The sequence below is a fragment of the Flavobacterium agricola genome (assembly GCF_025919725.1).
Lineage (GTDB): Bacteria > Bacteroidota > Bacteroidia > Flavobacteriales > Flavobacteriaceae > Flavobacterium > Flavobacterium agricola.
Genome location: NZ_CP081495.1, coordinates 1,605,802 through 1,631,843 on the forward strand (window position 1 = coordinate 1,605,802; position 26,042 = coordinate 1,631,843).

General features: G+C 29.8%; 23 protein-coding genes and 1 pseudogene. 2 read left to right on the forward strand and 22 right to left on the reverse strand.

Features of this window, described 5'->3' with window-relative positions; all coding sequences use genetic code 11:
* Positions 1 to 11: 11 nt before the first annotated feature.
* The 15 genes from K5I29_RS08055 to K5I29_RS08125 form a co-directional block, all read right to left on the reverse strand.
* Positions 12 to 1,400 carry a sugar transferase gene (locus tag K5I29_RS08055; protein WP_264432279.1) on the reverse strand — a complete coding sequence of 463 codons (1,389 nt, stop codon included), beginning with the start codon at positions 1,398 to 1,400 and terminating at the stop codon, positions 12 to 14.
* A gap of 3 nt (positions 1,401 to 1,403) precedes the next feature.
* Positions 1,404 to 2,417, reverse strand: a complete 1,014-nt coding sequence (locus K5I29_RS08060; protein ID WP_264432282.1) for a glycosyltransferase family 4 protein — start codon at positions 2,415 to 2,417, stop codon at positions 1,404 to 1,406.
* Positions 2,380 to 2,976 (reverse strand): O-antigen ligase family protein, encoded by a 597-nt coding sequence (locus tag K5I29_RS08065; RefSeq protein WP_264432285.1) that lies wholly within the window; start codon positions 2,974 to 2,976, stop codon positions 2,380 to 2,382. The genes K5I29_RS08060 and K5I29_RS08065 overlap by 38 nt, the downstream gene beginning before the upstream one ends.
* On the reverse strand, positions 2,936 to 3,763 hold the full coding sequence (locus K5I29_RS08070) for a hypothetical protein (RefSeq protein WP_264432288.1): 828 nt from the start codon (positions 3,761 to 3,763) through the stop codon (positions 2,936 to 2,938). The genes K5I29_RS08065 and K5I29_RS08070 overlap by 41 nt, the downstream gene beginning before the upstream one ends.
* On the reverse strand, positions 3,756 to 4,817 hold the full coding sequence (locus K5I29_RS08075) for a glycosyltransferase (RefSeq protein WP_264432290.1): 1,062 nt from the start codon (positions 4,815 to 4,817) through the stop codon (positions 3,756 to 3,758). The genes K5I29_RS08070 and K5I29_RS08075 overlap by 8 nt, the downstream gene beginning before the upstream one ends.
* Before the next feature lie 2 nt (positions 4,818 to 4,819).
* On the reverse strand, positions 4,820 to 5,968 hold the full coding sequence (locus tag K5I29_RS08080) for a glycosyltransferase family 4 protein (RefSeq protein ID WP_264432292.1): 1,149 nt from the start codon (positions 5,966 to 5,968) through the stop codon (positions 4,820 to 4,822).
* A gap of 388 nt (positions 5,969 to 6,356) precedes the next feature.
* Entirely contained in the window at positions 6,357 to 7,349 is a 993-nt protein-coding gene (locus K5I29_RS08085) for a glycosyltransferase family 2 protein (RefSeq protein WP_264432295.1), read from the reverse strand.
* Positions 7,346 to 8,887, reverse strand: coding sequence for a glycosyltransferase family 2 protein (locus K5I29_RS08090; protein WP_264432298.1), 1,542 nt, complete (start codon positions 8,885 to 8,887; stop codon positions 7,346 to 7,348). The genes K5I29_RS08085 and K5I29_RS08090 overlap by 4 nt, the downstream gene beginning before the upstream one ends.
* Positions 8,884 to 10,023 carry a glycosyltransferase family 4 protein gene (locus K5I29_RS08095; protein ID WP_264432300.1) on the reverse strand — a complete coding sequence of 380 codons (1,140 nt, stop codon included), beginning with the start codon at positions 10,021 to 10,023 and terminating at the stop codon, positions 8,884 to 8,886. Before K5I29_RS08095 ends, K5I29_RS08090 begins: the two co-directional genes overlap by 4 nt.
* On the reverse strand, positions 10,024 to 11,412 hold the full coding sequence (locus tag K5I29_RS08100) for a glycosyltransferase family protein (protein ID WP_264432303.1): 1,389 nt from the start codon (positions 11,410 to 11,412) through the stop codon (positions 10,024 to 10,026). It abuts the gene before it with no gap.
* Complete coding sequence (locus K5I29_RS08105; RefSeq protein WP_264432305.1) at positions 11,409 to 12,074, reverse strand: CatB-related O-acetyltransferase; 666 nt, start codon at positions 12,072 to 12,074, stop codon at positions 11,409 to 11,411. The genes K5I29_RS08100 and K5I29_RS08105 overlap by 4 nt, the downstream gene beginning before the upstream one ends.
* Positions 12,071 to 13,015, reverse strand: coding sequence for an NAD(P)-dependent oxidoreductase (locus tag K5I29_RS08110; protein ID WP_264432307.1), 945 nt, complete (start codon positions 13,013 to 13,015; stop codon positions 12,071 to 12,073). The genes K5I29_RS08105 and K5I29_RS08110 overlap by 4 nt, the downstream gene beginning before the upstream one ends.
* The gene (locus K5I29_RS08115) at positions 12,981 to 13,679 is read right to left on the reverse strand and encodes an acylneuraminate cytidylyltransferase family protein (RefSeq protein WP_264432308.1); all 699 of its coding nucleotides are present in this window, start codon (positions 13,677 to 13,679) and stop codon (positions 12,981 to 12,983) included. The genes K5I29_RS08110 and K5I29_RS08115 overlap by 35 nt, the downstream gene beginning before the upstream one ends.
* A 2-nt stretch (positions 13,680 to 13,681) precedes the next feature.
* The gene (gene neuC, locus K5I29_RS08120; RefSeq protein WP_264432310.1) at positions 13,682 to 14,839 is read right to left on the reverse strand and encodes a UDP-N-acetylglucosamine 2-epimerase; all 1,158 of its coding nucleotides are present in this window, start codon (positions 14,837 to 14,839) and stop codon (positions 13,682 to 13,684) included.
* A gap of 91 nt (positions 14,840 to 14,930) precedes the next feature.
* Positions 14,931 to 15,935 carry an N-acetylneuraminate synthase family protein gene (locus tag K5I29_RS08125; protein WP_264432313.1) on the reverse strand — a complete coding sequence of 335 codons (1,005 nt, stop codon included), beginning with the start codon at positions 15,933 to 15,935 and terminating at the stop codon, positions 14,931 to 14,933.
* A gap of 135 nt (positions 15,936 to 16,070) precedes the next feature.
* Between K5I29_RS08125 and K5I29_RS08130 the strand changes: the two genes are divergently transcribed.
* Both K5I29_RS08130 and K5I29_RS08135 read left to right on the forward strand, forming a co-directional pair.
* On the forward strand, positions 16,071 to 17,738 hold the full coding sequence (locus tag K5I29_RS08130; protein ID WP_264432315.1) for a formate--tetrahydrofolate ligase: 1,668 nt from the start codon (positions 16,071 to 16,073) through the stop codon (positions 17,736 to 17,738).
* Positions 17,739 to 18,013: 275 nt separating this feature from the next.
* Positions 18,014 to 18,295 (forward strand): annotated as a pseudogene (locus K5I29_RS08135) (transposase); the annotation flags it as partial.
* A gap of 281 nt (positions 18,296 to 18,576) precedes the next feature.
* Here K5I29_RS08135 and K5I29_RS08140 read toward each other — a convergent pair.
* The 7 genes from K5I29_RS08140 to K5I29_RS08170 all read right to left on the reverse strand — a co-directional run bounded on the left by K5I29_RS08140 (position 18,577) and on the right by K5I29_RS08170 (position 26,041).
* Positions 18,577 to 19,632, reverse strand: coding sequence for a glycosyltransferase family 2 protein (locus K5I29_RS08140; RefSeq protein WP_264432318.1), 1,056 nt, complete (start codon positions 19,630 to 19,632; stop codon positions 18,577 to 18,579).
* Positions 19,633 to 19,754: 122 nt separating this feature from the next.
* Positions 19,755 to 20,915, reverse strand: coding sequence for a glycosyltransferase family protein (locus K5I29_RS08145; protein WP_264432321.1), 1,161 nt, complete (start codon positions 20,913 to 20,915; stop codon positions 19,755 to 19,757).
* Positions 20,890 to 22,008 (reverse strand): non-hydrolyzing UDP-N-acetylglucosamine 2-epimerase, encoded by a 1,119-nt coding sequence (wecB, locus tag K5I29_RS08150; protein ID WP_264432324.1) that lies wholly within the window; start codon positions 22,006 to 22,008, stop codon positions 20,890 to 20,892. Before wecB ends, K5I29_RS08145 begins: the two co-directional genes overlap by 26 nt.
* Positions 22,005 to 22,949 (reverse strand): glycosyltransferase family 2 protein, encoded by a 945-nt coding sequence (locus K5I29_RS08155; protein ID WP_264432326.1) that lies wholly within the window; start codon positions 22,947 to 22,949, stop codon positions 22,005 to 22,007. The genes wecB and K5I29_RS08155 overlap by 4 nt, the downstream gene beginning before the upstream one ends.
* 270 nt (positions 22,950 to 23,219) lie before the next feature.
* Positions 23,220 to 24,326 carry a hypothetical protein gene (locus tag K5I29_RS08160; RefSeq protein ID WP_264432328.1) on the reverse strand — a complete coding sequence of 369 codons (1,107 nt, stop codon included), beginning with the start codon at positions 24,324 to 24,326 and terminating at the stop codon, positions 23,220 to 23,222.
* Positions 24,326 to 24,955, reverse strand: coding sequence for an acetyltransferase (locus K5I29_RS08165; protein WP_264432329.1), 630 nt, complete (start codon positions 24,953 to 24,955; stop codon positions 24,326 to 24,328). The genes K5I29_RS08160 and K5I29_RS08165 overlap by 1 nt, the downstream gene beginning before the upstream one ends.
* Before the next feature lie 3 nt (positions 24,956 to 24,958).
* Positions 24,959 to 26,041: a DegT/DnrJ/EryC1/StrS family aminotransferase gene (locus tag K5I29_RS08170; RefSeq protein WP_264432331.1), complete on the reverse strand. Its 1,083-nt coding sequence runs from the start codon at positions 26,039 to 26,041 to the stop codon at positions 24,959 to 24,961.
* Between the last annotated feature and the right edge of the window lies 1 nt (position 26,042).

A 26,042-nucleotide genomic window follows, 5' to 3' on the forward strand; every position in this document is an offset into this window, starting at 1 on the left:
GCTGGATTTTTTTATTGCCCTTTAAAAAGGAGCACGGTATTTAATGTTTTTATAATAATGTTAATATCTAAAGCTAAACTTCGGTTTTTAATATAATACAAATCGTATTGCAGCTTGATAAGGCTATCGTTTATTGTAGAGCCATAATTAAATTTTACTTGTGCCCATCCGGTTAATCCTGGTTTTATTACGTGTCTGGTTTTATACAACGGTACCAATTCTGATATCTGATCCACAAAAACCAGACGTTCTGGACGTGGCCCAATAACCGACATTTCTCCTTTTAATACATTAATAAATTGTGGTACTTCGTCTAATCTTGATTTTCTAATAAAACGACCAAAAGGCGTAATTCTACGATCATTTTTTTGAGCGAATTGCGCTCCATTTTTTTCGGCATCAACAACCATTGAGCGTAATTTAAAAACCTTAAATGGAATACCATACTGCCCCACTCGTTCTTGTTTGTAAAATAATGGGCCTTTATTTGCAAATAAATTAATTAGCATTACAAATGGCAAAATACACAATAATATTACAAGGCCAATTAAGGCAAATAATATATCAAAAAAACGTACTGTAAATAAATAAAATCGGTTAGAATTGCTTCGCCCGTATGGGAAATAGGTGAAAAACTTTTGATCTGAGTCTAAAATTGGTAACCGATAGGTAGCGGTTTCGTAAACCTCATCAAATTCGCGTACTACAATTCCACTTTCCAATGCTTCTAATAACGTTGTTATAAAAATTGGATCAATAGCTACTTTTTCTTTATCTATAATAACAACCTCAACAATATGATTTGTGTTTACAAAATTTTTAACTTCATTTATATTTAATTGTTGAATTTCACTAGCATCTGTTATAGGTTCATTATCGGTAATCAAAAATCCTTTTACTTTATAATGCGGATCAGCTTTTTCTAATTCGGTAGCCAATTCTAATAAACGTTGAGAATGTCCGACAAAAATCACATTTTTTTGGAAACGAACAGCGGTAAGAAATTTAAGATAAAATAAACGCCAAGCGGTTAAGGATAAAAAAACAATAGAAAAGAATAATAAAATTTCTATTCGTTTATTAGGTAATACAGGTGTTATAATTGGCGTGCTAATATAAAGTACGACAATTGTTATGCTACTAACAACAACTTCTTTTAAAATTCGAGGCTGATTAGCTGCTACTTGCAGGTTATACATTTCGAACAATGTGCAACAAAACAAAATATAAAAAACTAGAACCAATATAGATATTGGCGCTGCAAATATATTTTTGAAATAGCTAACGTCAACAAAATGACTTGTTAAATAAATAAATAAAAGAATAATAGAGACATCTAAAAATCTCAAAAGAATTTTACGCTCTGAGATTTCGAAATGGATATTTGTACTTTTTTTCATCTTTTATTTTAATTGTTCTAATAACTTATTCCAGTCATTTTTTATTACTTGCCAATCCCAGGTTTCGGCCTTTTTTCGAGCATTTAATTGAATTTTTTTATATAGAGATTTATCTTTAACAAGTTTATCAATTGCCTGTACCATAAGAGAACTATTATTAGGTTCAACAAGAATACCATCCTTATCTGTTTGAATTAAAAAAGGTAAACCACTAACATTTGTTGAAACAACTGGTAATCCCAATGCCATAGCTTCCATAACACTTACTGGGGTGTTATCGAAGTTTGTAGTATTCAAAAAAATATTATAATTCTCTGACAATTTAAACCATTCTTTCTTACTTAGTTTTCCAGGGAATGATACTTCAACGTTATTATCAGCAGCATATTGTTTTACCTTAATTAAACTTCCATCCTTTTCAGGTCCAACCATGCAAAGCTCCGCTTCTGGATATATTTTTTTTAACTCAATCAATACATCTACTGCTAATAAAGGATTATAAATTTCTGCAAAAGATCTTACCCATAAAACTTTAGGTGAGCTTAAGGTTCTTGGAAGAAAAGAATAATTTTCTATTTCAATAGTATTGGGTATTAACGTTAAATTTTTATATCCTTTTTTTTCAAACTCTTGGAGTAAGTATCCTGAAGGAGAAATATTTCTAAAACTATTAGAAAACATCCAATTACATAGTTTTGGGTTTTTATTTAATCGCATTGGAAGATTTCCGCCTCTTAAACATAAGATATATTTCTTATTTGTAATAATAGATGATAATGACGAAAAAAATGCAAACCAGAAGGCCTTTGAGCTATATGTATCTATAATAACACAATTAACATGATTGTTAAAAAAAATCCCAAATTGCATGTTTAAAAATCTAAAAAAGGGATTTCTGATGTCTGAATAACGTTTAACGTTATAACCTTCAGATATAAGAAAATTTCCTAAAGTTTCAACACTAGTTGGGGTAAAGCCCTTAGCTTGTAATTTGTTTCCTATGTAAACTATTTTCATTTTTAGTTTTTTTCTCAAAATTAATTATGACATTTAATAAGCATAGTGAATATATGAATGCAGGAGCAGCCATTCTCATTGCTGCATGATTAATAGTTAATATCCAAAATATAAAAAAAGGAATTAATAAAAGGTGCTGTCTATTATTGTACCAAACAACAAAAGGCAAGACAATTATAATGAATAAGTAAATAATCCCTAAAGACCCATGTTCGGCTAATAAACGAGTAATTTCATTATGACTTGCTGCTCTAATACCTAATTCTTCTAAACGAATCTCAGAATTTCTTCCAACGCCAACGCCTAAAATAGGATTTTCTAAAAACATATCCCACTCAGACTCTATTAAAGTTTCACGACCAGATAGTTTACTTATCTTTTCTCTTCCAATCGCATCTTGATTATTATATCTTTTAACAATTAAACCGTCTGTTGTATATGAAACAAACCCCCAGAACAAAAGAAAACCAATTATGCTAATAAATGAAAATACTAATATTCTAAACTTAGTTTTTTCATTAGTATAAATAAATAAAATTCCAATGAAAACAAGAATCATTATAAGGGCACAAATCATACCTACCTCCGCGGGAAAAAGTCACAACTCCGCGGTAAGCAGTATAAATAAATAATCCTAGATATAAAAACTTTTCATACGGAATACTTTTTTTTAAAATAAACAATACAAAAAAACAAAAAGTTCCTAAACCAAGAATTGTCGAAACTTGATTTGGACCAAAACCACCAGAGCTTGCGAAGTTAGAAGTAGTTGAAACATAAACATTATCAGCAAATAAAGTGTGTGTAGATATATAAACTACTATTGAAACAATTGGAAGTGATATAACATAAACCAAATTGATTAGCTGTTTGAAATCAATTTTTTTTCCAAAAGTATACAAACAACAAGCCAATAAACAAAGCTCACCCGAAATATTAAAAATAACACTTTTTCGTAGGTTAATCTCATAAGAAGAATCTAGAAGACCAATAAACAAAGAAGGAATTAATAACAAAAACAAAAATATAAACAAAAGTTTAGAAATTTGAACTGGATGAAAAAGTACTCCTAACAAACAAAATAAACTAATTACATATTTTCCATATTCATTAAAAAAAGCCCCCCCTGTCATCCGTAAAAAAATTTCAATTCCGCAAACATAGGCAGCAAAAAACAACGCTTCGTTATTTTTATCCTTGCTTTTAATTATGTACAAAACACCAACAACAACAATTAAAATACTTAAAACCTTAGAAACAATTAAAAAAGAAGATACCACAAGCCCTAAAATAGCATGCAGTAATATAAAATAGATGTACTTATTAGATTTAAATAAATTACTCATTTAATTGTTTTAAAAAAATTGTTATAATCTTGCTCGCAGCATAATTAGTAATAATTTGTTTATTAAAATTTTCTGCTAGATTTTTCCATTGATCTGACACTGGTAAACTCTTAAAAGCTTCTATTAATTGTTTAGAATTATTGTTTTCAATAACATAGCCGGTTTTTAAATGATGAACTAATTCTGGCATAAATCCAACGTTCGAAACAATTGGACACAATCCGGTTAATCCGTATTCTAAAACCGAAACAGGAAATCCTTCGTAACTTGAAACAAGAATACCAACTTGAGCTTGATTCAAAATGTTAAAAATATCGCTACAAAGTCCATAAATAAACACTGAGCTTTCATCATGAGCATCCATTATATTTTTCACCTCATTAAAATAAGCATCATTGTATGTATTCCCTACTAAATGCAAAGACCAACCCAACTTTGAAATTTCTGAGTCAATAAAACATTGTACTAAAAATGAATGATTTTTAGGATTTCTAAAATTTGCTAAACAAACTATTCGTTTTTCGTTATCACCAAATAAAGTTGTGACTTTTATCTCAGAATTAACCGAAACAAAGTTTGGTAAATATATTGTTTTATCTGTTAGTAAATTATTCGCTGCCCATGTAAGTAACGTTTTATTACACGCAATAGTACCAGTAAAGTATTTTGAAGCTTGAATAATTTTTTTATTTTCGACTTCATCCCAATCTAATCTATTACCGTTATGATCGTGCCAATAGAAAGCTATGTTTGGATAAATCGTTCTAATTATTTTTGCCCATTTATAAGAAGAACTATGTGCCTGAATAGCAGTAATTTTATGCTTTTTTAAATAAATTAAAAGATTAACAATAATTAAAAAAAGATTAAATTTATTACGCTTAAATATTTTACACTTAACATTAGCATGTACTTGATCAGCTAACGCACCTGATTGATTGGTTATTATTATGTGCGATTCCTCGATATGATTAGCTAATTCATTAGCATAATTAACAGCCATTTTTTCGGCACCACCTGGATGCAAGCTATCAATTAATTGTACAATTCTCATAATTATAAAGATTTACTTTTTGATAACAATTTTTGAATTTCATCATCAAACTTATCTAACGTATATTGGGTTGACCATATTTTGGCTTTTTTACTCATTTCAGCATATCGAACTGAGTCAGTAAGTAAATCAGCAACCTGCTTATAATCTGAATCTAAATCCAAATGCAACAAAACACCACGCTCACCATTGCCAATCATTTGATGCACACAAGAAACCGATGTAGTTAACGGAATGCAGCCCCAAAACATGGCTTCGGCAACAACTTTTGGCCAACCTTCAGATTTTGAAGCAAGGATTAAAAAATGAGATTCTTGATATGCTTTTTCAACTACTTCTTTTTGCTGATTTCCATGTAAATAAACATTATTTTGTAGGTGATTTTTTGTTATATATTGTTCTAAAACGTTCCTTTCTGAACCTTCTCCATAAAAATGTAATTCTAAATTAGATTTTTTTTGAAGTAGTTTATGAAAAAGTTGTAAGGCATATAACGGCCTTTTTCCTGAACTTAATGTTCCTACAAATAAAAACTTTATAGAAGTTGAATCGGTTTCTATTTTTTTAGCAGGTTTATTTAATGCTAAAACAGCATCTTGCTCAGTGTAAGTTGCGGTAAAAAAAGGAATTATGTTTTGGCTTGTGTTAGGCCAATTTCCATAAACCAAAACCTGCATATTTTTAGTTAAAAATGTATTGTTTAAAATCCATTTTTGCAGTTTATAACTAAAAGGTTGGTTGGCATTAGGATCCCAATTTCCAGCATATTTAGCCGTTTTGGGTTTGTTTGGAAAAAAAATTTGAACAAAACAAGCTAATAATCCAACATTACCTGGGCAACGCAAATGAATATGATCTGCTGCTTTCATGGCTTTATAAATAGTATAAAGCATTCCAGGAAATTGCGCGAGAAACTTTACTTTTGATTTAAAGCTTAATAAATTAAAAGCAGGCAAACTTGTAAATGAAATATTTTTATGCTCATAAGCCAAATCTATTGCTGTGCAATCTCGATTAGACAGATTTGCAACTACCTCAACAGAATCCAGGTTTTTAATCCATAAATTCATTTCTCGAATATATGGTGCGTAACCATAAATTTTGTTTTGTTTTTTTACATGATTAACATGACTAAATATTGTAAATTTCATAAAACATTAATTCATTAGTAAATACCAAAATGTTTACATACCTCTAAGTCTCGTATTTTGATAATTATAAAGTTGACACTTCTTTTTTTAAAAAAAAAAAAGAAGTACTGCCTATCAGTTGTTCAGTAGTAATTTTCAACATATAGTAATTTCGGCTTTAAGCGTTTTATTTAATATTCTTCTCAAATTAATTTCTTTTTGAAGTAAAGTTATATTAAGAGATTACTTTTAGATAAGGCAAGTATAAGATTGTATAAAATTCAACACAAATCATTACAGACTCCGAAAAAAAAAACAGCAAAATCGTTTAAAATTTATCTAAGATAAATGCTATATAATATTACCTTATTATATCTCTGTACGATTATAAATAAATATCATTTGGTAACTATTTTGGTTTGTAAAAAATTAAACTAATGTATCCAACCATGCGACCAAGTGTTTCGGTAAAAGCTTCTTTTCTTTTTTTAGCTGTACAAATATTAGTTGCACGTATAACTAGTAATAAACAGGTAATTGCGTTCCATTTTAACCTATCTTTTAATAAAGGGTTGGGGTTTTTAACTCGCCAAACATACCAACCGTTTCTCACAACCATTTTTCCGTATTTATATTTATTAGGCCTTCCAGAAGGATCATGATGATGTTCTAATTGTGCGTTTGTGTTTAAATATAGTTTTCCCTGTTTTGCAATCCGAATAGAAAAATCAGCATCTTCATACAAGCCATAGCCGATAAAATATGTAGAAAAAGAGCTTGCTTTAAAAACTTCTTTTTTAAATGAAGATACTCCACCCATTAATTGTTCAACTTGATAAATTTCTCCAGATGGAGGGAGAAACCCCAAACTGCGTCCGTGAGAAAACATTGGTGTCATCCCAGGAGCAAAATTAGAATCTAATCCGATTTTTTTTCTAATTCTAAATCTTGAAGGCTCAGACCTTACATAACCATCATACCAAAATTGGTTTAAATGAGCTTTATAGTCACTATTAACCTTTGTCCACTTTACCTCATTTACAATATAACCGCCCACCCCTAGTGCTTCAGGGTAATTTTTATAAGTTGATAATAGCTCATTAAAATAATTTGGATATAAAATTATATCATCATCTAAAAAACAAATAATTTCAGATGATTCATCAACTTGATTGATACCAAAATTACGTTGTCTTGTTAATCCTTTGTTGGTATCATCAACTTTAAAATATTTAAGATTTTTAAACCTTTTATCCTCTATGTATAATTTAGTATCATCGTCAGAAGAGCTGTCAACAATAATTATTTCATCTGGATAAATCGTTTGCTTTAGCACTGATTCCAGCAAATTTTCAATTGCAAACCTTCTTTTATATGTACAAACAATTAAAGAAAATATCATTTTTTTAAATTTAGAATGTTAGCCAAATATTTACTTTTAGCCCATCTTTGATTCATAAATTGAATGTAAGCAAATGGGTTTTTAATAGATTGACGTTTATAAAATTTAGCAAACAACACGATTTTATATCCGAGAAGTTGATTTCGCGTTAAATACTTTTGTTTAAATAACATGACTGTTGGAGAAGGCTTAGGTAGAACAAGATCTTTTGACCATGATTGGACATGTTTTGTCCTAAATCCACCTATTGGCGCTTTTAAATGTAATATTAGTGGATTAGGTAGATATATAATATCAAAGCCTTTGTTACGCAACTGCATTCCAAAATCTGCATCTTCACCAAAACCAAATTCATAAAGAATATTGTATTTTAAATCTATTACACATCTAGTTTCAACAATACTACATCCTGAACCAAAGGTTTCCCATTGCATGATATTATTGTTCTCTAATTTTTCTCCAACTTGTAAGCAAGCTAAATTTACAGCTGAAAAATTATTAGATTTAATTACAAAAAGCGATGTTTCAATAAAATTATTTGCAAACTCTATATCATCATCTGCAAAAAACACATATTTAGATTCTACTTTATCTAAGCCTAAATTACGAGCATTGCATGCTCCCAATTGATAAATCAATTGATGATCAACTTTAAAAGGCCATTTTTTATTGTAAATAAAGTTTAGTTCCGTAGCTGCCCCTGCTACAGCATTCTGTTCTACAACAATTACTTTATGAGGAAGATGTGTTTGATTAGCTAACATTGTAAATACTGTTTCTAAATATTGAGCTCTACCTATAGTAGGAATAAGAACATCAACCGTATCTTGTTCTGTAACAGAAATTGTTTTTGTTTGACTATATAAAGTAGAAAGGGATTTTGATTGGCGTGCTTTTTTTACAAACAATGATTTAAAAAAAGAAAGTATAGGAAACTTTTTATCATAAATCAGGATATTAAACAATAATATAAACACCCATTGTAATTTGTAATGTTTTTTTACAAAAGAAAATAAATTTACAGGATGAGTAACTTCTTCTTTTGTTTCAATCTGTTTATTAATTAACAAATTAGGATTAGAGTACGACAATAGTCCTTTAGGCTGTCCTGCTTTAGCTATAGAACACATTAATTCATTAAAGTTAGAACTATGAAGCGCTTTATTGTAGATTAGATTAAAAGCTTCTGCATGTATACCCCCTATTTTATCATTCATAATCCATGTAGGGTACTTTACTTTTTTATTTATATTTAAAAATGGAGATTGTTCTATATAACCAATAGCAACATCTATAGGGTTTGTTTTACCGTAAGATTGTATTTCAAATTTATTTTTTAAAATAGATGTAAATTCATTTTCATTAGAAATTTCACGAACCTCATCACTCACCCAAAATAAAAACTCATTTTTATAAATCAAACATAATTGTATCCATACTTTACTTAAAGATTTTCCTAAATATGCTGACTCATCTATAATATTTTTAAAACTTTTAACTTGAACAACCACTTGGTTAGTATGTATAACTATGATCATATAATAAGGGTTTTATAAAGTTTAATGTTTTTTTGAGCAATTATATTTATATCAAAATTGTCGATGATATGATTTCTTGCATTTTGTCCCATTTTATAAGCTAATTGATCATTATTGAGTAATTCAACTATTTTATTAGCAAATTCTATGGTATTTTTAGGATGAACCAAAAATCCATTTTCTCCACTAATAATCAATTCATTAGCCCAACCTATATTTGAGGCTACTATTGCTTTTTGCATCGCCATAGCTTCTAACCAAGAAACAGGAAAAGCTTCTGCAAATGAAGGAAATATACATACTTTGACTGACCTAATAATAGAAACAACCTCATGATGTGCTAGCTTCCCGACATAATTTACTTGCTTTTGTGCAAAAGGTGACAACTTATCATACATCAGCTTCCACGTAGATTGACTTCCAGATAAAATATCAACCGAATCTCCACCAACAAGAACTAACTGGGCTTCTGGTTTTTTTTTTAAAACTTGATTAAATATTTCAGGTATTTCTAATACACCTTTTTTTCTTATTAAGGTACCAAAATATAATATAATAGGTTTATTAATGAAAGGTGTTTCTTGAAAGTTTAAAAGATTTATTCCGTTTTGAATAACTTTAATATTGTAATCTAAATTAAATAAAGACTGTGTATAGCTTTTTGTAAAATTACTCACAGAAATTATTGAATTAGCTTGTCTCAATGCCTTTGCTTCGTGATGTTTATTTATCCATTTAACAGGCCTGTTTTCTATATCACAAAAATAAGTATCAGAACCGTGTAACTTTATAATTATAGGACATTTTTCAGGATGTATATATGAAGTAATACCGGTCCAATCAGGAGCTTCAACAAGTTCAATTTCTTGCTTAGCATACAAAGCGTCAATAATTTTTTCGATTTTTTTACGAGTTAAGTACCATGAAAGACCTTTTAACTTAACATTTTTTATTTGTTGTATATAAAGATTACCCTCGCTAAAAACAGCATCTTGTTTTTGCCCATAAACCAATACTCTAACTTGATGGCCATGTTTTGTTAGAGCTTCGGCTAAATTTTTAATACTTGTCCCTATACCACCTGAACTGCCTGTTATTTCGTGTGGATATTCTGGAGTTAAAAAAGCTATTTTCATCTAACTAAGAATTTGTTTAATTGCATCAATCATTCTAACAGATGCCTGGTTTGCTGGATATTGATTAATAATACTAAACCATTTTTTTGCTTCTTGATGCTGAACTGTATCGCTCTTAGTCATTTTCAATAAAGTTTGTTCAATATCTGCTGGCTTATTAACCCAGAAAACCGCTTGATTAGAAGGCATAGATCTAAAATGAACATAATTATAAATTTTTTCTACATTCCATTTCTTTAAATCAGCATCCGGTGCATCATAATTCATGTAAGCACAAGTTTTATTATGGGCTATTGCATCAAAAACCATAGAAGATCCAAGGTTCAAAACTCCAAGAGTGTGATGTATGCAATTAGCTTGTAATTGCATGTCTTCAATCGTTGGCATAACTTGATTCCACATCCCCCCTAATTGTTTCCATGCAGGAGTTATTGGAACAATAATCTCCTCATATTTTTCAATAACCTTGTCAAAGCGAGTTGAAAAATCAACTGGACAACGTCTAAATATAATTCCAAAATTGTATCCTTTGTTATTCAAATTTTGAATAGTTTTTGCAATATCTTCTATATATAAAGGATCATTAGGAGAAGTTGTAACGTCATCTCCTGAATATAAAAAATATTGTCTCTCTTTATTCAATTTATATTTTTGGTAGAACTCTTCTTTTGACAATAAATTTTCTGCATCAAAATGATTTTCGAATTGAGGAGTACCAGTAACGTATATTTGTTCTTTTTTGATATGGGGATAATATTTTAGTAACTCCTTTTCCATATACTCACTCCAAACAAAATAATAATCTGTTTCTATTAATAGCATAGCTTTAGGTAAGTTATCCCAAGAATAAATAAAGCAAGCTGTTTTTATACCTAAACTTTTTGCTGCTTCTATAGGAGCGATAGCCAAAGATGTACGCTGGTTAGTACATAATACTAAATTTGGTTTATGTTCTTTTAATTGAGCTACACATGTATGATAGTAAGCTGTATTACGTTCTAATTCATACGTTTTATTTATAATATTATTTAATCCTTTTTCTGACTTATTGTTTTTAATTAAAAACCTAGTTAAGGTTGAACGTATTTTGTTTTTTAATCCGTCAGTATTTAATGGAAATAAATAATTTTTGTAAACTAAATCATTAAAACGTTTAGTATTTTCACTTATTTCTAGATGCTTACGTACATTTTTATAAATATGTGTTAAAGGATGAAGTTTACCATTAAAAATAGTAACTTGTTTTGCATTTAATTTTTCTAAATCAAAAACAGTATTATTCCAATAAACAATTTCTAACTTATTAGATGTTGCTATTTTTTTAAAGTTAGTAAAAGCAAAGTTTTTTATACCTACACCATCTGGTAACAATATAAATATTTTTTTCATGTATATTTTTTTACAAACTCCTCTATTTCGATATTAAAATCATCAACATTTTCTCTTATTTTAGCTTCATCCCAATCCCACCAAGCAATAAGTAGCATTTTTTTTCTTATCGTTTCAGAAAACCTATATTTAACATGAACAGCAGGAACACCAGCTACAACACTATAATCATCAACTGATTTAGAAACAACTGCACCTGCTAATACAACAGCACCATTTCCTATTGTTACTCCGGGTAAAATTGTTACTCCAGCACCAATCCAAACTTCATTTTTTATTTTAATTGAATCTTTTTTGGGCTTATAATTAAATTTAAAATCTTTATATATAAAATCTTCCCCATTAAATCTAATTTTTTCGTTTTTATTAAAAAAAGTATCATATAAAGGATAGGTAGTTATTTTAAACATATCATGATTTCCTGAATCAAGAATGAAATTAACATCATTAGCAATAGAACAATATTTTCCTATTGTTAAACTAGAGCTAGAATTCCATTTCCATACCTTCGCTCCGTTATTGTAGCTCTTATCGCCAATTTCAGCTTCCTTAAAATCATCCAAAAATGTGATCCTACGCTGGTTAAATAAATATTCTTCATATTTAACACCTAACAATTTCCATAGAATTTTTCTTATTTTTAGTTTTATAGCATTTCTCATTTCAAAAACTTTTTAAAAATAAATTCTTCTGTTTTATGCATCGATTCAAAAGTTGCACCAGCAATATGTGGTGTTATAATTACATTATAACCTGATTTAGATAATTTCAATAATTCATTAGTATGAATATCAATTTCAAGCTCATTTTCTAACACATCTGTAGCGTATCCTTTAATTTGCTTATTTTTTATTTTAGATATTAATTCAGATTCATCAACAACTGCTCCTCTAGAAGTATTAATTAAAACTGCATTACTTTGTAAACCATTTAACAAATCTGCATTTACATAATGAATATTTTCGGCATTTAAAGGAATGTGTATCGAAATAATATCGGCCCAAGCAAATAATTCTTTAGCTGTTTTAAACTGAATCAAATTAGTTGCATTTTTATTCAGAATATCAAAATAACCAATTTGCATATTAAAAGCTCGAGCATAATGCGCAACTTGCACACCAACGCGCCCTAAACCCAATATTCCAATTTTTTTTTCTGAAAGATTATTTCCTTTAAAAAGATCCCTTCTCCAAAATCCTTGCTGCACATCAGCATAAGCAGCTGGTAAATTGCGCATCAAGGCTAATAATAATGCCCAAGTATGTTCTGCCGTTGCAGGAATAGAATTTAAAAAATCGGTTGCTCCTTTTAACGATATAACTTGTCCATCTACAGATTCAAAATAATCTAAATCAATATGATCTAAACCTGTAGTTGCAGTAAGAATATATTTAAGTTTTGGTGCCTGCCTTAAAACAGATTCAGTAAGCTTAAACCTTAACCGAACAAAAAGCACTTCTGCATCTTTTATAACTTCTATCAATTCTGAAGTTGAAGCAACATTATACGTTTTTACATCTCCTATTTTTTTTAACCCTTCAATAACAAGAGGATTAAAATCTTCATTTTCAGTTATAACTATTTGCATTCTTCCATTCTTCATATATTACTTCGGCAATTTTAAAATCACGTGGTGAATCAATATTTACCAACCAATTTACATCCATCACATACGCCTTTTTATTTTTCACCATAAATGATTTCTGTTTTACAAACGCATCTATTTTTACTGCATAAAAACATCCGTTTCTGTAATACACTGGTTTTAAATCTTGCCGTCTTAAAGTTTCGCCCTCAGAAACATAACTTTGCAAGTAATTATCTTCTAACAAATTATACATTCTGGCTGGATGACAATCATCAAAAGGTACTACACTAATAACACCATCTAAATCATCAGCAGCAAATAACATTTGTATAACTTGATCTAGATCTTTTCCGGTACGCAAAGGCGAGGTGGGTTGCAATAAAACAACAACATCAAACTTTTGGGGTAAACTTTCTAAAATATGAACAACTGCATCAACTACGTTACTAGAATCTTGTGCCAAATTAGCTGGCCTTTTAACAACTTGAACAGCATGTTTTTTTACAACATCAATAATTTCGTCAGAATCGGTAGTTACAACTATTTCAGACACCAAAGATGCTTGCTTAGCACAATCGATGGCATGAACGATTAACGGCTTATTGCCTAACATTTTTATATTTTTATCAGGAACGCCTTTAGAACCACCACGAGCTGGAATAATTGCAAGAACTTTCATGGCTAATAATTAATGGTTTTATGAAATTGTAACGGAACGGTTGCTAATAAATTGGCAATTACAGCACCTGCATTTCCGCCTCCGTAAACGTTTGATGATTCGATTGTTTTTTTATTAATTTGTTGGTTTACGGCTTGCAAAATTTCATCTGTATCATACGTAACATCAATTACATTATATCCTCGATCACGCTTGTTTTGTCTGGAACCTATGTTTACCACCGGAACACCTAAAAAAGCACATTCACGAATGCCAACGCTAGAATTACCTATTAAACATTTACTATTTTTAAGCAAACGTAAAAAATCATCACCAGTCATATTCTTAAAAAAATGCACATGGGTTAAATCATGATGTTCTCTAAAACTTCTGATTCCAGCCGAAGTTCCGTCGGCTCCTGCATCAACATTAGGCCAAAACCACAAAACCGGTAACTTAATATGGGGTAAAATATTTAATGTTTCGTGAATATGTTTGCGCGAATCTTGGTACTCGGTAGTTACCGGATGTTGCATGACTACAACATAACCGTTAGTTAAATCGGGTTGTTCGCCCACGCCGCCATATTTTTCATAAGGATTAAAACCTAACTCCGGATTTTTAAGCACTTCTGCTGCAATATCTATAGATGGGCAACCGGTATTAAAAACAAAATCAGGATTTTCTCCTAATTTTATAACACGTTCACGCGCTGATTCGGACGCTGTAAAATGATAATCTGACAATTTAGTTATGGCATGGCGTACCTTTTCATCAATATTACCGGTAACTTCTCCGCCTTGAATATGCGCTAGCGGAATATTCATGTATGAGGCGGCAATAGCTGTTGCCATAGTTTCAAACCGGTCGGCAACCGTTACCACAATATCTGGTTTTAAATTCTCGAAAACGGTAGAAAGTTCTAAAATTCCAATTCCGGTAGTTTTAGCAGCTGCCGTTAAATTTTCTCCTTCTAAAACATTAAAAACTTTTGCCGCAATTTCAAACCCGTCTTGCAACATGTAATTTACAGCAGATCCGTATCTGTCTAACAAAGCAGATGCGGCAACAATTAATTGCAATTCTAAATCGGGATGTTTTTGTATGGCTTGTAAAACCGTTTTTACTCGGCTGTAAGAGGGCCTTGCAGTTATAACAACGGCTATTTTTCGTTTAGACATATTTTAAGAAAGATTCAATTTTGTTTTGTTTAACTAAATTAACGAAAACATTTCTTGTTTCGTATAAATTCAGTAGATATATCTTACAAAATTATTCTAAATCTTCTTCTTGAATAAAATCCCATTGATTTAAAGGTTTTTGCAATTTTTTACCTAACAACTTTTCAAATTCATGAGCAGGCACCCCGTAACCTTTGGGTTTTTTGGCTTCTAAATCAGCGGCCGTTATTACATGTCCTTTATTTAATTGTTTATTTACAGCTAACGATTTTTCAAAAATCTGTTTTAATTCAGCAAACTGCGTATTATTCGCTTTATTAATGGGGTTTTGTAACGCTGTATAAACTTCGTTTACCGCTGGAACCAACGTAGTAACTTCTGAAATAGTTAAAGATGATTTGGCATCGGGGCCGAACATTTCTCGCGAAAAAACCACATGAAATTCTAAAATCTGTGCACCTAAAGCTACAGCAGCAATATTGGTGCTTATTTTAGCCGAATGATCGGAAAAACCTACTGGAATTTGATAACGATTTGCTAGTTCTTGAATAACATTAAGCCCGTATTGCTCTGGCTGTGTAGGATATGAGGTAGTACATTGCAATACAGAAACAGCAACATTTTTTTGTTTTAAAAAAGCAATGGTTTGATCTAATTCTTGCCACGAACTCATGCCAGATGATAAAATTACAGGTTTCCCGGTTTGGGCAATTTTATCGAGCATCAGCCAATTATTTACCTCGCCAGAACCAATTTTATAGTATTTAACTGCTAATTTTTCTAACCAATCTACAGCCAAATTAGAAAATGGAGAACAAATAAAATCTAATCCAACCGCATCACAATGCGCTTTAATTTCTTGCCATTGTTCAAAAGTAAATTCCATACGTTTCCAATAATCAAAACGCGTAGCATCTTCATAAGAAAATTTTACTCGAAACGGTTCGTGAATCGAGCTTTCTGCTTCGGCAATATGCATCTGAAATTTAATAGCTTGAACTCCGGTTTTAGCCACTGCATCAATGTACGAATGTAAAATTCCTAAGCTGCCATCGTGCGCTTGTCCAATCTCGGCAATTATGTATGGGTAATTCATTATAAATAAATTTGATATGAAGGTACTAAAAATGCTTTCAGTATTAACTAAAAAACAACTAATATAGTCTGATTTAGCTGTTTTTTTATTGTAACTTTATAAATCAGACAACTAAATGTTTTTAACTACTTGACCATGAAATCAGATATAGAAATTGCACGCAATGCATCTTTAAAAAAAATAGATCAAATTGCCGAACAAATTAATTTAGATACCGAAAGTTTAATTCCGTACGGTAAGTACATTGCTAAGGTTCCGCTATCTGAAATAAAACCCGAAAAAATAAACAATTCCAATTTAATTTTAGTTACATCCATTTCTCCTACACGAGCGGGAATTGGTAAAACAACCGTTTCTATTGGTTTGGCGTTGGGCTTAAACAAAATAGGAAAAAAAGCAATTGTTGCCTTACGCGAACCTTCGTTAGGGCCATGTTTTGGTATGAAAGGCGGCGCTGCCGGTGGTGGTTATGCACAAGTTTTACCTATGGAAAATATTAACCTACATTTTACAGGCGATTTTCACGCGATAACATCGGCTCATAACACGTTAAGCGCTTTATTAGATAATTATATTTATCAGAATAAAGCCGAAGCAAACGGCATAAAACAAGTACTTTGGAAACGCGTTTTAGACGTAAACGACAGAAGTTTAAGACAAATAAACACCGGTTTGGGTGGTTTAACCAATGGGATTCCGCAAGAAAATGGTTTTGACATTACTCCGGCCTCTGAGCTTATGGCTATTTTATGTTTAGCTACTGATTTAGATGATTTAAAACGTAGAATAGAAAACATTTTATTAGGTTACCGATATGATGGCACCATGTTTACGGTTAAAGATTTAGGCGTTGCGGGTGCAATTACGGTTTTATTAAAAGATGCTTTGCAGCCTAACTTGGTTCAAACAACCGAAAATACAGCAGCTTTTATTCACGGCGGTCCATTTGCTAATATTGCACACGGTTGTAACTCCGTTTTAGCAACCAAAATGGCGCTTAGTTACGGCGATTATGTAATTACCGAAGCAGGATTTGGTGCCGATTTAGGTGCAGAAAAGTTTTTAAACATTAAGTGCAGAAAAGCCAATTTACAACCTAAACTAACTATTGTTGTAGTTACTGCACAAGGTTTAAAAATGCATGGTGGCGTTCCGGTTGATGATATAAAAAATGAAAATGTTGCTGGACTAAAAGAAGGTTTTAAAAACTTACATAAACATATAACCAACTTAAAACAATTTGGTCAAAGTTTATTGGTTGCATTTAATCAATACGCAACAGATACGGAAGCAGAAATAAAAGCTTTAAAAGATTTTTGCAACGAACAACAAGTGCCTTTTGCAATTAACAACGCGTATACCGAAGGCGGAATTGGAGCAGAAAATTTAGCTTTAAAAGTAGCTGAAACCTTACAAAACAACCCGAGTAAACCTTTGCTATTTACCTATGATTTAGAAGATGATATAGCCACTAAAATAACCAAAATTGTTACTAAAATTTACGGGGCTAAAACCGTCACTTTTGGTACAGAAGCTTTAAAAAAATTAAAACAAATTAAAGCTAATAACTTAGAGCATTTTCCGGTTTGCATTGCTAAAACGCAGTTTTCTTTTTCGGCTGATGCTAAAGCATACGGTGCAGCAAGCGGATTTAATTTAGAAATAACCGATTTGGTAATTAATCGTGGTGCCGAATTTATTGTTGCTTTAGCCGGTGATATTATTAGAATGCCAGGCTTACCAAAATCACCACAAGCTTTACGCATCGATTTAGTTGATGGACAGGTTGATGGGTTAAGCTAATTTGATATCCTAACTAAGTAAGCTAGAGGTTTAGTTAGTTAGGATATTAACTTCGTGACATGTAAGGAAATCGAAATTACATAGATAATTCTTAAGTAGAGAGTCATTTAAACCTTAAAAAAACTAATTAACGAAAAATTAATTAGTAGTGGATAAGGGAAATTTGTGTGAATATTTAAGTTTAATGACACTGTACCAAAAACTGTGTAAGTATAAAATTCCGCTTGGGTTAAAACCGAGCAGAATTTTTTTATATATTTAATATTTACATAGTTATGGAAACAAAAGACCTATTTTCGGATGAGTTTTTCAAACAGTTTAAAACTGGAGATGAACTTCAAAACTTCCTAAAAGACTTACAAAAGCGAGAAATTGAAAAAATGTTATAAGGCGAGCTAGATGCTCACTTAGATTACGATAAGCATGATTCAAGAAAGGGAGATAATACACGTAATGGTTATTCTACCAAAAAGATAAAAACCAGTTACGGAGAAGAAGAAATAAAGGTTCCTAGGGATCGTGATGCTAGTTTTAACCCGATGATTATCCCCAAGCGAAAAAAGCATGTGTAAGAGAAGCAACTAAAAAATGGTCCATGCCTGTGAGAAACTGGGGGATGATTATTGATCAATTCTTAACTCTATATCAAGAAAGGGTTAGACTTTAATTTAAAAACCTAACCCAAGCTTTATTTTTGAACTTACACACTTTAAGAAACAGTGCCCAGAATCCCTAAAGTTCTCGAATGCACTTTTCGTACTTAATAACTATTATTTATTTTTCTTTAAATATTTGCTTAATATACACTTGAAATTATAAGATATGTACAATATTGATATTATATCTTTTGCATTCTAAAAACTATTTGATCACAAGTTTTATTTAATTTAATGCTGTATGGGTTATTATGCAGATGAGATATAATTTGTAATAATAGTAAGTCATTAACCTGTTTAAGTGTATAAAATCTTTTTGTAGAGATATTAAGAATTTTTTTAAAATATTTTTTTAAAAAACTATCTTCAATAGGTTCCCTAAAAACAAGTGCGATTTCTTGTCCTTTATTTAAATTATGAATCTTATAAAACAGCCAAAAATCAATATATTCAGTATATGTAAAAACTTCGACAAAATTAACTTTTAGATGATCATTACTGTGAATATTTCCCCAATTATCACCGTTAACATTAATTATATCGCAATCTCGATTATTATTCTTTTTAATTTGATTCAATCTCCAAACTTCAGACAACTGTAAATGTTGCGATATTTTTTTTGTATAAGATTCTATGAATTTTTTATGCCATTGATGAGCCATAAGCACATTATTTTCATTATAAAAATAAGCATTTATTCCTATTTTTTTTAGTCGTAAAAACACATCTGTGTCTTCTGCTCCATAAAAGTGCATAAACTCATCATACCCCCCTAACCTAACTATATCTTTAGTTTTAAAGAACATCATGCCTGTTGCAGATTCATTAGATAGATTACTAAAATTAATTGGATTAAAAATATTTTTACAATCACTAATTTTAGGCTTTAAATAGGCTACTTGAAAATAAAAAGCTTGATATTCTAATGATAGCTCATAACATTTATCAATGAAATTAGGAGCAAAAATCATATCAACATCGGCAATAAAAATAAATTTAGTATCAACTATATTTTTAATTACATAATTAATAGCTTTTGACTTATTAAAAGGCTGATTTTTAACTTCTAAATAAAAATATTGAAGTTGATTATTATTAGAAATATTTAAAGGTATATCCGAACCATAATCAATAAAAACAATTTTAAAATTTTTATTAATCTGTTTGGTTAATGATTCTAAATGTTTATTTACTCTTTCTAATTCTCGATTTTTAAAAGTGGTTATTATTGTTATCATATATAAATTTCATAAAACAACTATTTATTATAAGTAAAAGTTTTATACTTTATTATTGAATATTGTATTAAGGACCTCTATATTTTTACTTTTAGAAACATATTTGGCTAGCTCTATACTATTTAGTAATTCTTTATTACCTTTTTTATAATTATTAAAAAAGGTAATAACACTTTTTTTATATCATAAACTTTATCTAATTCTGCTGAATATGGATAATCATTTCCAAGTACTCTATTTACTTCAGATACTTTAGGGGTTAAAGCAATTATAGTACTATTACAAAAAGCAATGTCTGCAACTTTACCAGGTAAAAAAGGACTGTAATCAGCTATGGCTTCAATAACTAAATTAGCATCCGCTTGTTTAGTTAATTCAATACTTTTTTTATATGTTACTCTTTGCTCATTAAAAATTATATTTGAAATATTAGTTTCTTCAATTAATTTTTTATGAGCTTTATTAAAAGTGCCAAAAAAAGTAAATTGCACATTATTTTTAAAATCAACAACTTCGTTGTTTAATTCATTAATAGCTTGGATTAAATACATAGGATTTCGAGGTCCTAATAAATTACCTGCATGAATAATATTTATTTTATTCTTTGGTAATTTCACAATATCATCTGTTTCTTGCCCCTGTAATCCAATCAAATCAGTCCCGATATGGGGAAGTACTACACCTTTACTATAAATCGATGAATATGATTTTGCTAAATCATTTAACAGCAGCTTTGATGGTAAGGTTATTTTATATGCACCTTTCAATACTTTGTTAAAATTTATTTGTTGATGCAGATAAAAAATATGCTTTTTTTTCTTATAAGGCTTGGGATAAAGGTGCATTGGGTAGGGATCATGAATATTAACCACATAAGGGATCTTAATTTTATTAGAAGGAAAAATAAAATAAGGTAAAAAAGAACTTCCAGAGCCTAAAAGATAAATAAAATCATATTTAAAATCATTTACATGCTTAAAAATTTCAGTTTTGTATGCAGAAATAATGTCATGTTCATTTTTGGAATAGCCTTTAGAATAATTATAAAAATTTTTAATTTTGGGTATATTATCCCAAAAATATCTTTTAGACTTTATTGGGGTAATTTTAGTAATCTTAACGTTATTTGGAAGCCATGTAATAGGATAATTAAAATTATCAATAGTTATTACATCAATTTTATTTGCAACTTCAGCAAGGGTATTAATTATTTTACTTCTGCCAATTCCTGCAGAGCTGTTATTAATTCTAAGGTCCTCACAAACAACTAAAATATTTCTCATTCTTATTAATTTCTAATAATTTACTTACAATTCTTTCTCCTGCTTTCCCATCCCATTTTTCAGGAATCGCACCCTTTTTCCATTGTCCGTCAAACAATTTTTGTAAATAAGGCATTAAACTTTCAGGGGTTGTACCTATAAGTTCATTAGTACCTATTGTAATAGTTTCAGGTCGTTCAGTATTATCACGAAGTGTCAAACAAGGCACTCCCATATAGGTCGTTTCTTCTGTTACACCACCAGAATCAGTTATAACGGCAAAAGCATGCTGAGCAAGATAATTAAATTGTAAGTAGCCCTGTGGCTCAACAAAAAACAGGCGATTTGACTCTATATTTAAAGTGTGTATTATTTGTTTTGTTCGCGGATGAACTGGAAAAACAATCTTATAATCTTTAGAGTTGTCTAAAATCACTTGCAGATATTGTTTAATTCTCATTTTATCATCAACGTTATTAGGGCGATGTATAGTTAAAAGTAAGAACTTCTTTTTTTCGAGTTTAAGCTCATTCCAAAATTTTGGTTTAGAAAGCTTATTTCTAAAATTCATTAACGTATCTATCATAGTATTTCCAACAAAAAAAATATTTTTTGCTGCTACGCCTTGTACATTTAAATTATTGCTAGCGGTTAAAGTTGTAGTAAAAAAGTAATCCGTAATACTATCTGTAACTAATCGATTAATTTCTTCAGGCATTGATAAATCATTAGATCGTATACCAGCCTCAATATGCGCAACTTTACATAATGCTTTTTTAGCGACAATGGCACATGCCATAGTAGAAGTCACATCACCAACTACAATACAAATGTTAGGAACAAATGTGGTAGACAATAACTTTTCGTAACCAAGCATAATTGCTCCTGTTTGTTCAGCTTGCGTTCCTCCTCCAGCATTTAAATTTATTTGGGGTTTAGGAATATTTAATTGAGTAAAAAAATTTTCACTCATATTTTTATCATAATGTTGCCCCGTATGTATTAACCTATATTTTATAATATAACCTTTTTTATTCCTTTCATTAATCGCATGAATAACAGCAGCTATTTTAATAAAATTGGGTCTTGCCCCAGCAATAATATCTAATATCATTTACTCCTATTTTTAATATTAAAAAGACTATTTATAATTGTTTGTTTTATAAACCCTGCTCTAAATCGATTGACCTGCCTCTCTTTTATCTGTTTATAAAAAAAAGAACTATTGCTATATAATATATTTTTATATTTTTTATTTATAGAATGAAACAGCACTTCCTTACCATAATTTAAATAAGATGAGTTATGTAGCCCAGCTAATTCTATATAATTTTCAATCAATTTCCATGAGATAATTCTATGTAAAACCTTATATTCTGAATTACCTTTACTTTTTGAATTAGGAGTTGCTCTATAATATACAATTGTATTTTCACAAAAAGATATTTTTTTTGAATTTAATATAACACGAGTAAAAAATTCACCATCTTGATTCACGTTTAAAAATTCATTCCATAAACCTGATTTTATAAGTATAGCTCTAGAAACAAGATAGCAATGGGCTACCAAAAATGATTTAGAAACACCAAAATCCTCAAAGATTAAGTTAGAATCTTCATAATCTCTATAAAAAGTATAATCTCTAATAACATCGTCTTCATTAACATCAGTCACAAACTTTTTCCATCGACAAATAGCTATTGTGTTATCATCCTGTCCTAAATTTAAAATTTGTTCGCTAATTTTATTTGCTGATATTAAATCATCACTATCTAAAAAATTAATATACTCCCCTTTTGAAAGTAAGAATCCATAATTACGTGCCCCGTTTCCCCCTGGTTTATGAAAATCTGGACGTTTATGAACCTGAAATCTACTGTCTTTTTTTATATAATTTAATACAATATCCATTGTGTCATCAGTACTACCATCATCAACAATTATACATTCCCAGTTTTCATAAGTCTGTCTTCTAACACTTTCTAATGTTTCTAGTATTAAATCTTCTCGATTATATGTTGGAATTATTATACTAACCAAGGGTTGACTGTTCATTATTTATCTTAATTTATATATTATTTATCTTTAACAACAACTAGTTTAAGCATAATTTTTTTATATTTACATTATTTTGGCCTATTGAAATGTAAAAAACACATAACCTTTGATTCCTTCATTTAATACAAAATCTAATTTATTATTAATTATGTCGTAACTTGTTGTTAAATATAAAAAGACACTAAATACTAGTGCTGTTCTACTCTATCAGGCAACAAGTAATTTTAAGTTTTTTGTTATAGCATAAAAATTATTAAACAATAAAGTCTAACTATTACAACTCATTATATTTGTTATAAAATTTGATGAATTATAGTTTATCCTCATCTTGTTATATATGTTAATATTGTGTTGCATTTCTATATCTGTCAAACCAATGTTATTTTTTAATATGTCGGTTTTTAAAATATATACAGAACTAATAATCGCTCCTTCATTAATTAACCATTTAAAAGTTGGACTTTTAGGGTTTAAATATATTTTACATCCTGACATAATTGCTGTAAATATATTTCCTAAAGCATGTTGTCTATAACTATTTATAACCAATGCACTTGCCGTACTGTATATCATATTAAACTCATCTAACTCTAAAAAGTCTTTTTGCCAAATAAGATTCTTTATTTTCCCCCCTTCCTTTTCAACCTGTTTTGTATACCCGTTTTCAGGACCATAATTATAAAATAAAAATATTTCAGGGTTTGTTCCTTTAATAATATCAAATATCTCTAAATGATTATTCCAGAGATGTTTACTATTTCCAACAATTATAGTTCCTTTTTTACTTTTTATGTTAACTGGAAAAGGATATAAAGGGAGCTGTATATATTTAGGCAAATAAAAAAATGTATTCAATTCGTTGTACTCTTCTTCAGAAAACAGAAATACAGAATTTAATTTTTTATATAAATCAACTTGCTCTTGCTCATTATACCTAAAATCTAATTTTAACACTCTTTTTAATTTTGATTTAAGATATTTCTTTACATCATTATCTTTGACAAAAATGGGAAAACGGTATTTTATAGATTTACTATGTAAGTAACGATGAAGGTTGCGTTGATATAATTCATAACCGAATAAACGTAAGTAAAATTTATTTTCAGGAGAAGCCATACTCACTATTTGAGTTTTTATTTTACAAAACTCATTTAAAACAACTGCATCAAAATCAGTTATGTCTTTTAAGATTGAATTAACCGCAACTTCAGGAGAATAAATTAAATAATTAATATTAAGTTTATCGAGTTTATTTTTTATTAGATAATTTTCAGTGCCTACATATATAATTGAATTGTCTACCCTATCATCTACATATGATAATGTATCAAAAAAAAATTTGGGATCCGTGTGAATATGAAGAATTTTAAACATTATTTTATCAAAATTTTAGCAGGAATTCCTATAGCAACACAATTATCAGGAATATCTTTAGTAACAACAGCACCAGCTCCTATTGTAACATTTTTGCCAATTTTAATATTTGGTAAAACCACAGCACTTGTGCCAATAAATGAATTTGAACCTACAACACAATTACCTGAAATAGAAACACTTGGGCAAACCTCAACAAAATCTCCAATAATCACATCATGCCCAATTGATGTCAATTGATTTACAAGAACTCCAATTCCAAGTTTAACGCTATTTGTAATCACAACTTTTTGCATAATATTACACCCTTCGCAAATTTCAACATCAAAACTTCCAATAGAAGCAGTATTAGCAACAATAGTGCTAAATGTTCCTCCTATTTTTTTAAATTTTATAGCTAATTCATTACGTAAATTTGGATTCCCAATTCCTATTGTAAACCTTGTATCAATAGTTTTAAAATAATTCTCTGCTTCTGATAGATTTTTTAAAACCGGAAATCTATTAAACAAAATATTTCCAACATCTTTATTTACATCATCATAAAACACCAAGTTATGTAAATCATTATTTTGGTGACATACTTCTAAAACTTCTTTTGCAAATCCTTTTGCACCTACTATTAACATTTTTTAATTATTTTGTATTCGTAATAATAATCTACAAATCATTTTAACCTCTTCTTCTGTCAGCTCATAAAATAAAGGTAAACATAATACGCGTTTAGCAATTGCATCAGTTTCAGGCATTACTACAGAATCAACATAAGGCAAGCTAGATGCCAATGAAGGATAAAAATAACGACGAGTAAAAATTTCGGAGGTATCTAACGCTTGTTTTACTTTAAGCAATAGTGACTCGCTTTCTAAAACCAATGCAAAATAAGCTCCGTTGTTTTGAGATGCTTTATGCCATAATGGCCTACGGGCTTTAAAACTTGTCAAATTTTGCTCGTAACAAGCAGTTAACATTAATCTTTTTTCAACAATTTGTTTTATATATTTTAGGTTGGCTAGCCCCATGGCTGCATGAAATTCAGAGTTTTTTCCATTAATCCCTAGTTGAGAAAAAGATTCAAAGCCCGCTATTCCAAAATTTCTAATTTTAGCCAATTTAGCTAACAAATTTGCATCTTTGGTAATTATTAAACCGCCTTCGGTACTATGAAATAATTTTGTAGCGTGCAAAGAACAGGTAGAAACATCTCCATATTCAAACACAGATTTTCCGTTTACTTCTACTCCAAAAGCATGAGCACCATCATAGATTACTTTTAAATTATGTTTTTTTGCAATAATAGCAATAGCTTCAACATCGCACGGATTTCCGTAAACATGTGTAGCTAAAATCGCTTGGGTTTTTGGTGTAATAGCGGCTTCAATTTTAGATGCATCAATATTTAAGCTTTTCGGATCTATATCAACAAAAACAGGAGTACATCCTTCCCAAACAATGGTACTGGTTGTGGCTACAAAAGAAAAAGGGGTTGTTATAACTTCTCCAGCAATATCTAATGCCTTTAAAGCCATTTGTATAGCAATGGTACCATTGGTAACAAAAAGTAAATGCTTTACTTTTAAATAATCTTTAAGTTCCATTTCTAACTGGCTTGCTAATGGTCCCATATTCGTTAACCATTGGCGCTGCCAAATCCCATTTAAATATTTTTGAAATTCTTCTTGAGGAGGAAGAAAAGGTTTAGTAACTGGAATCATA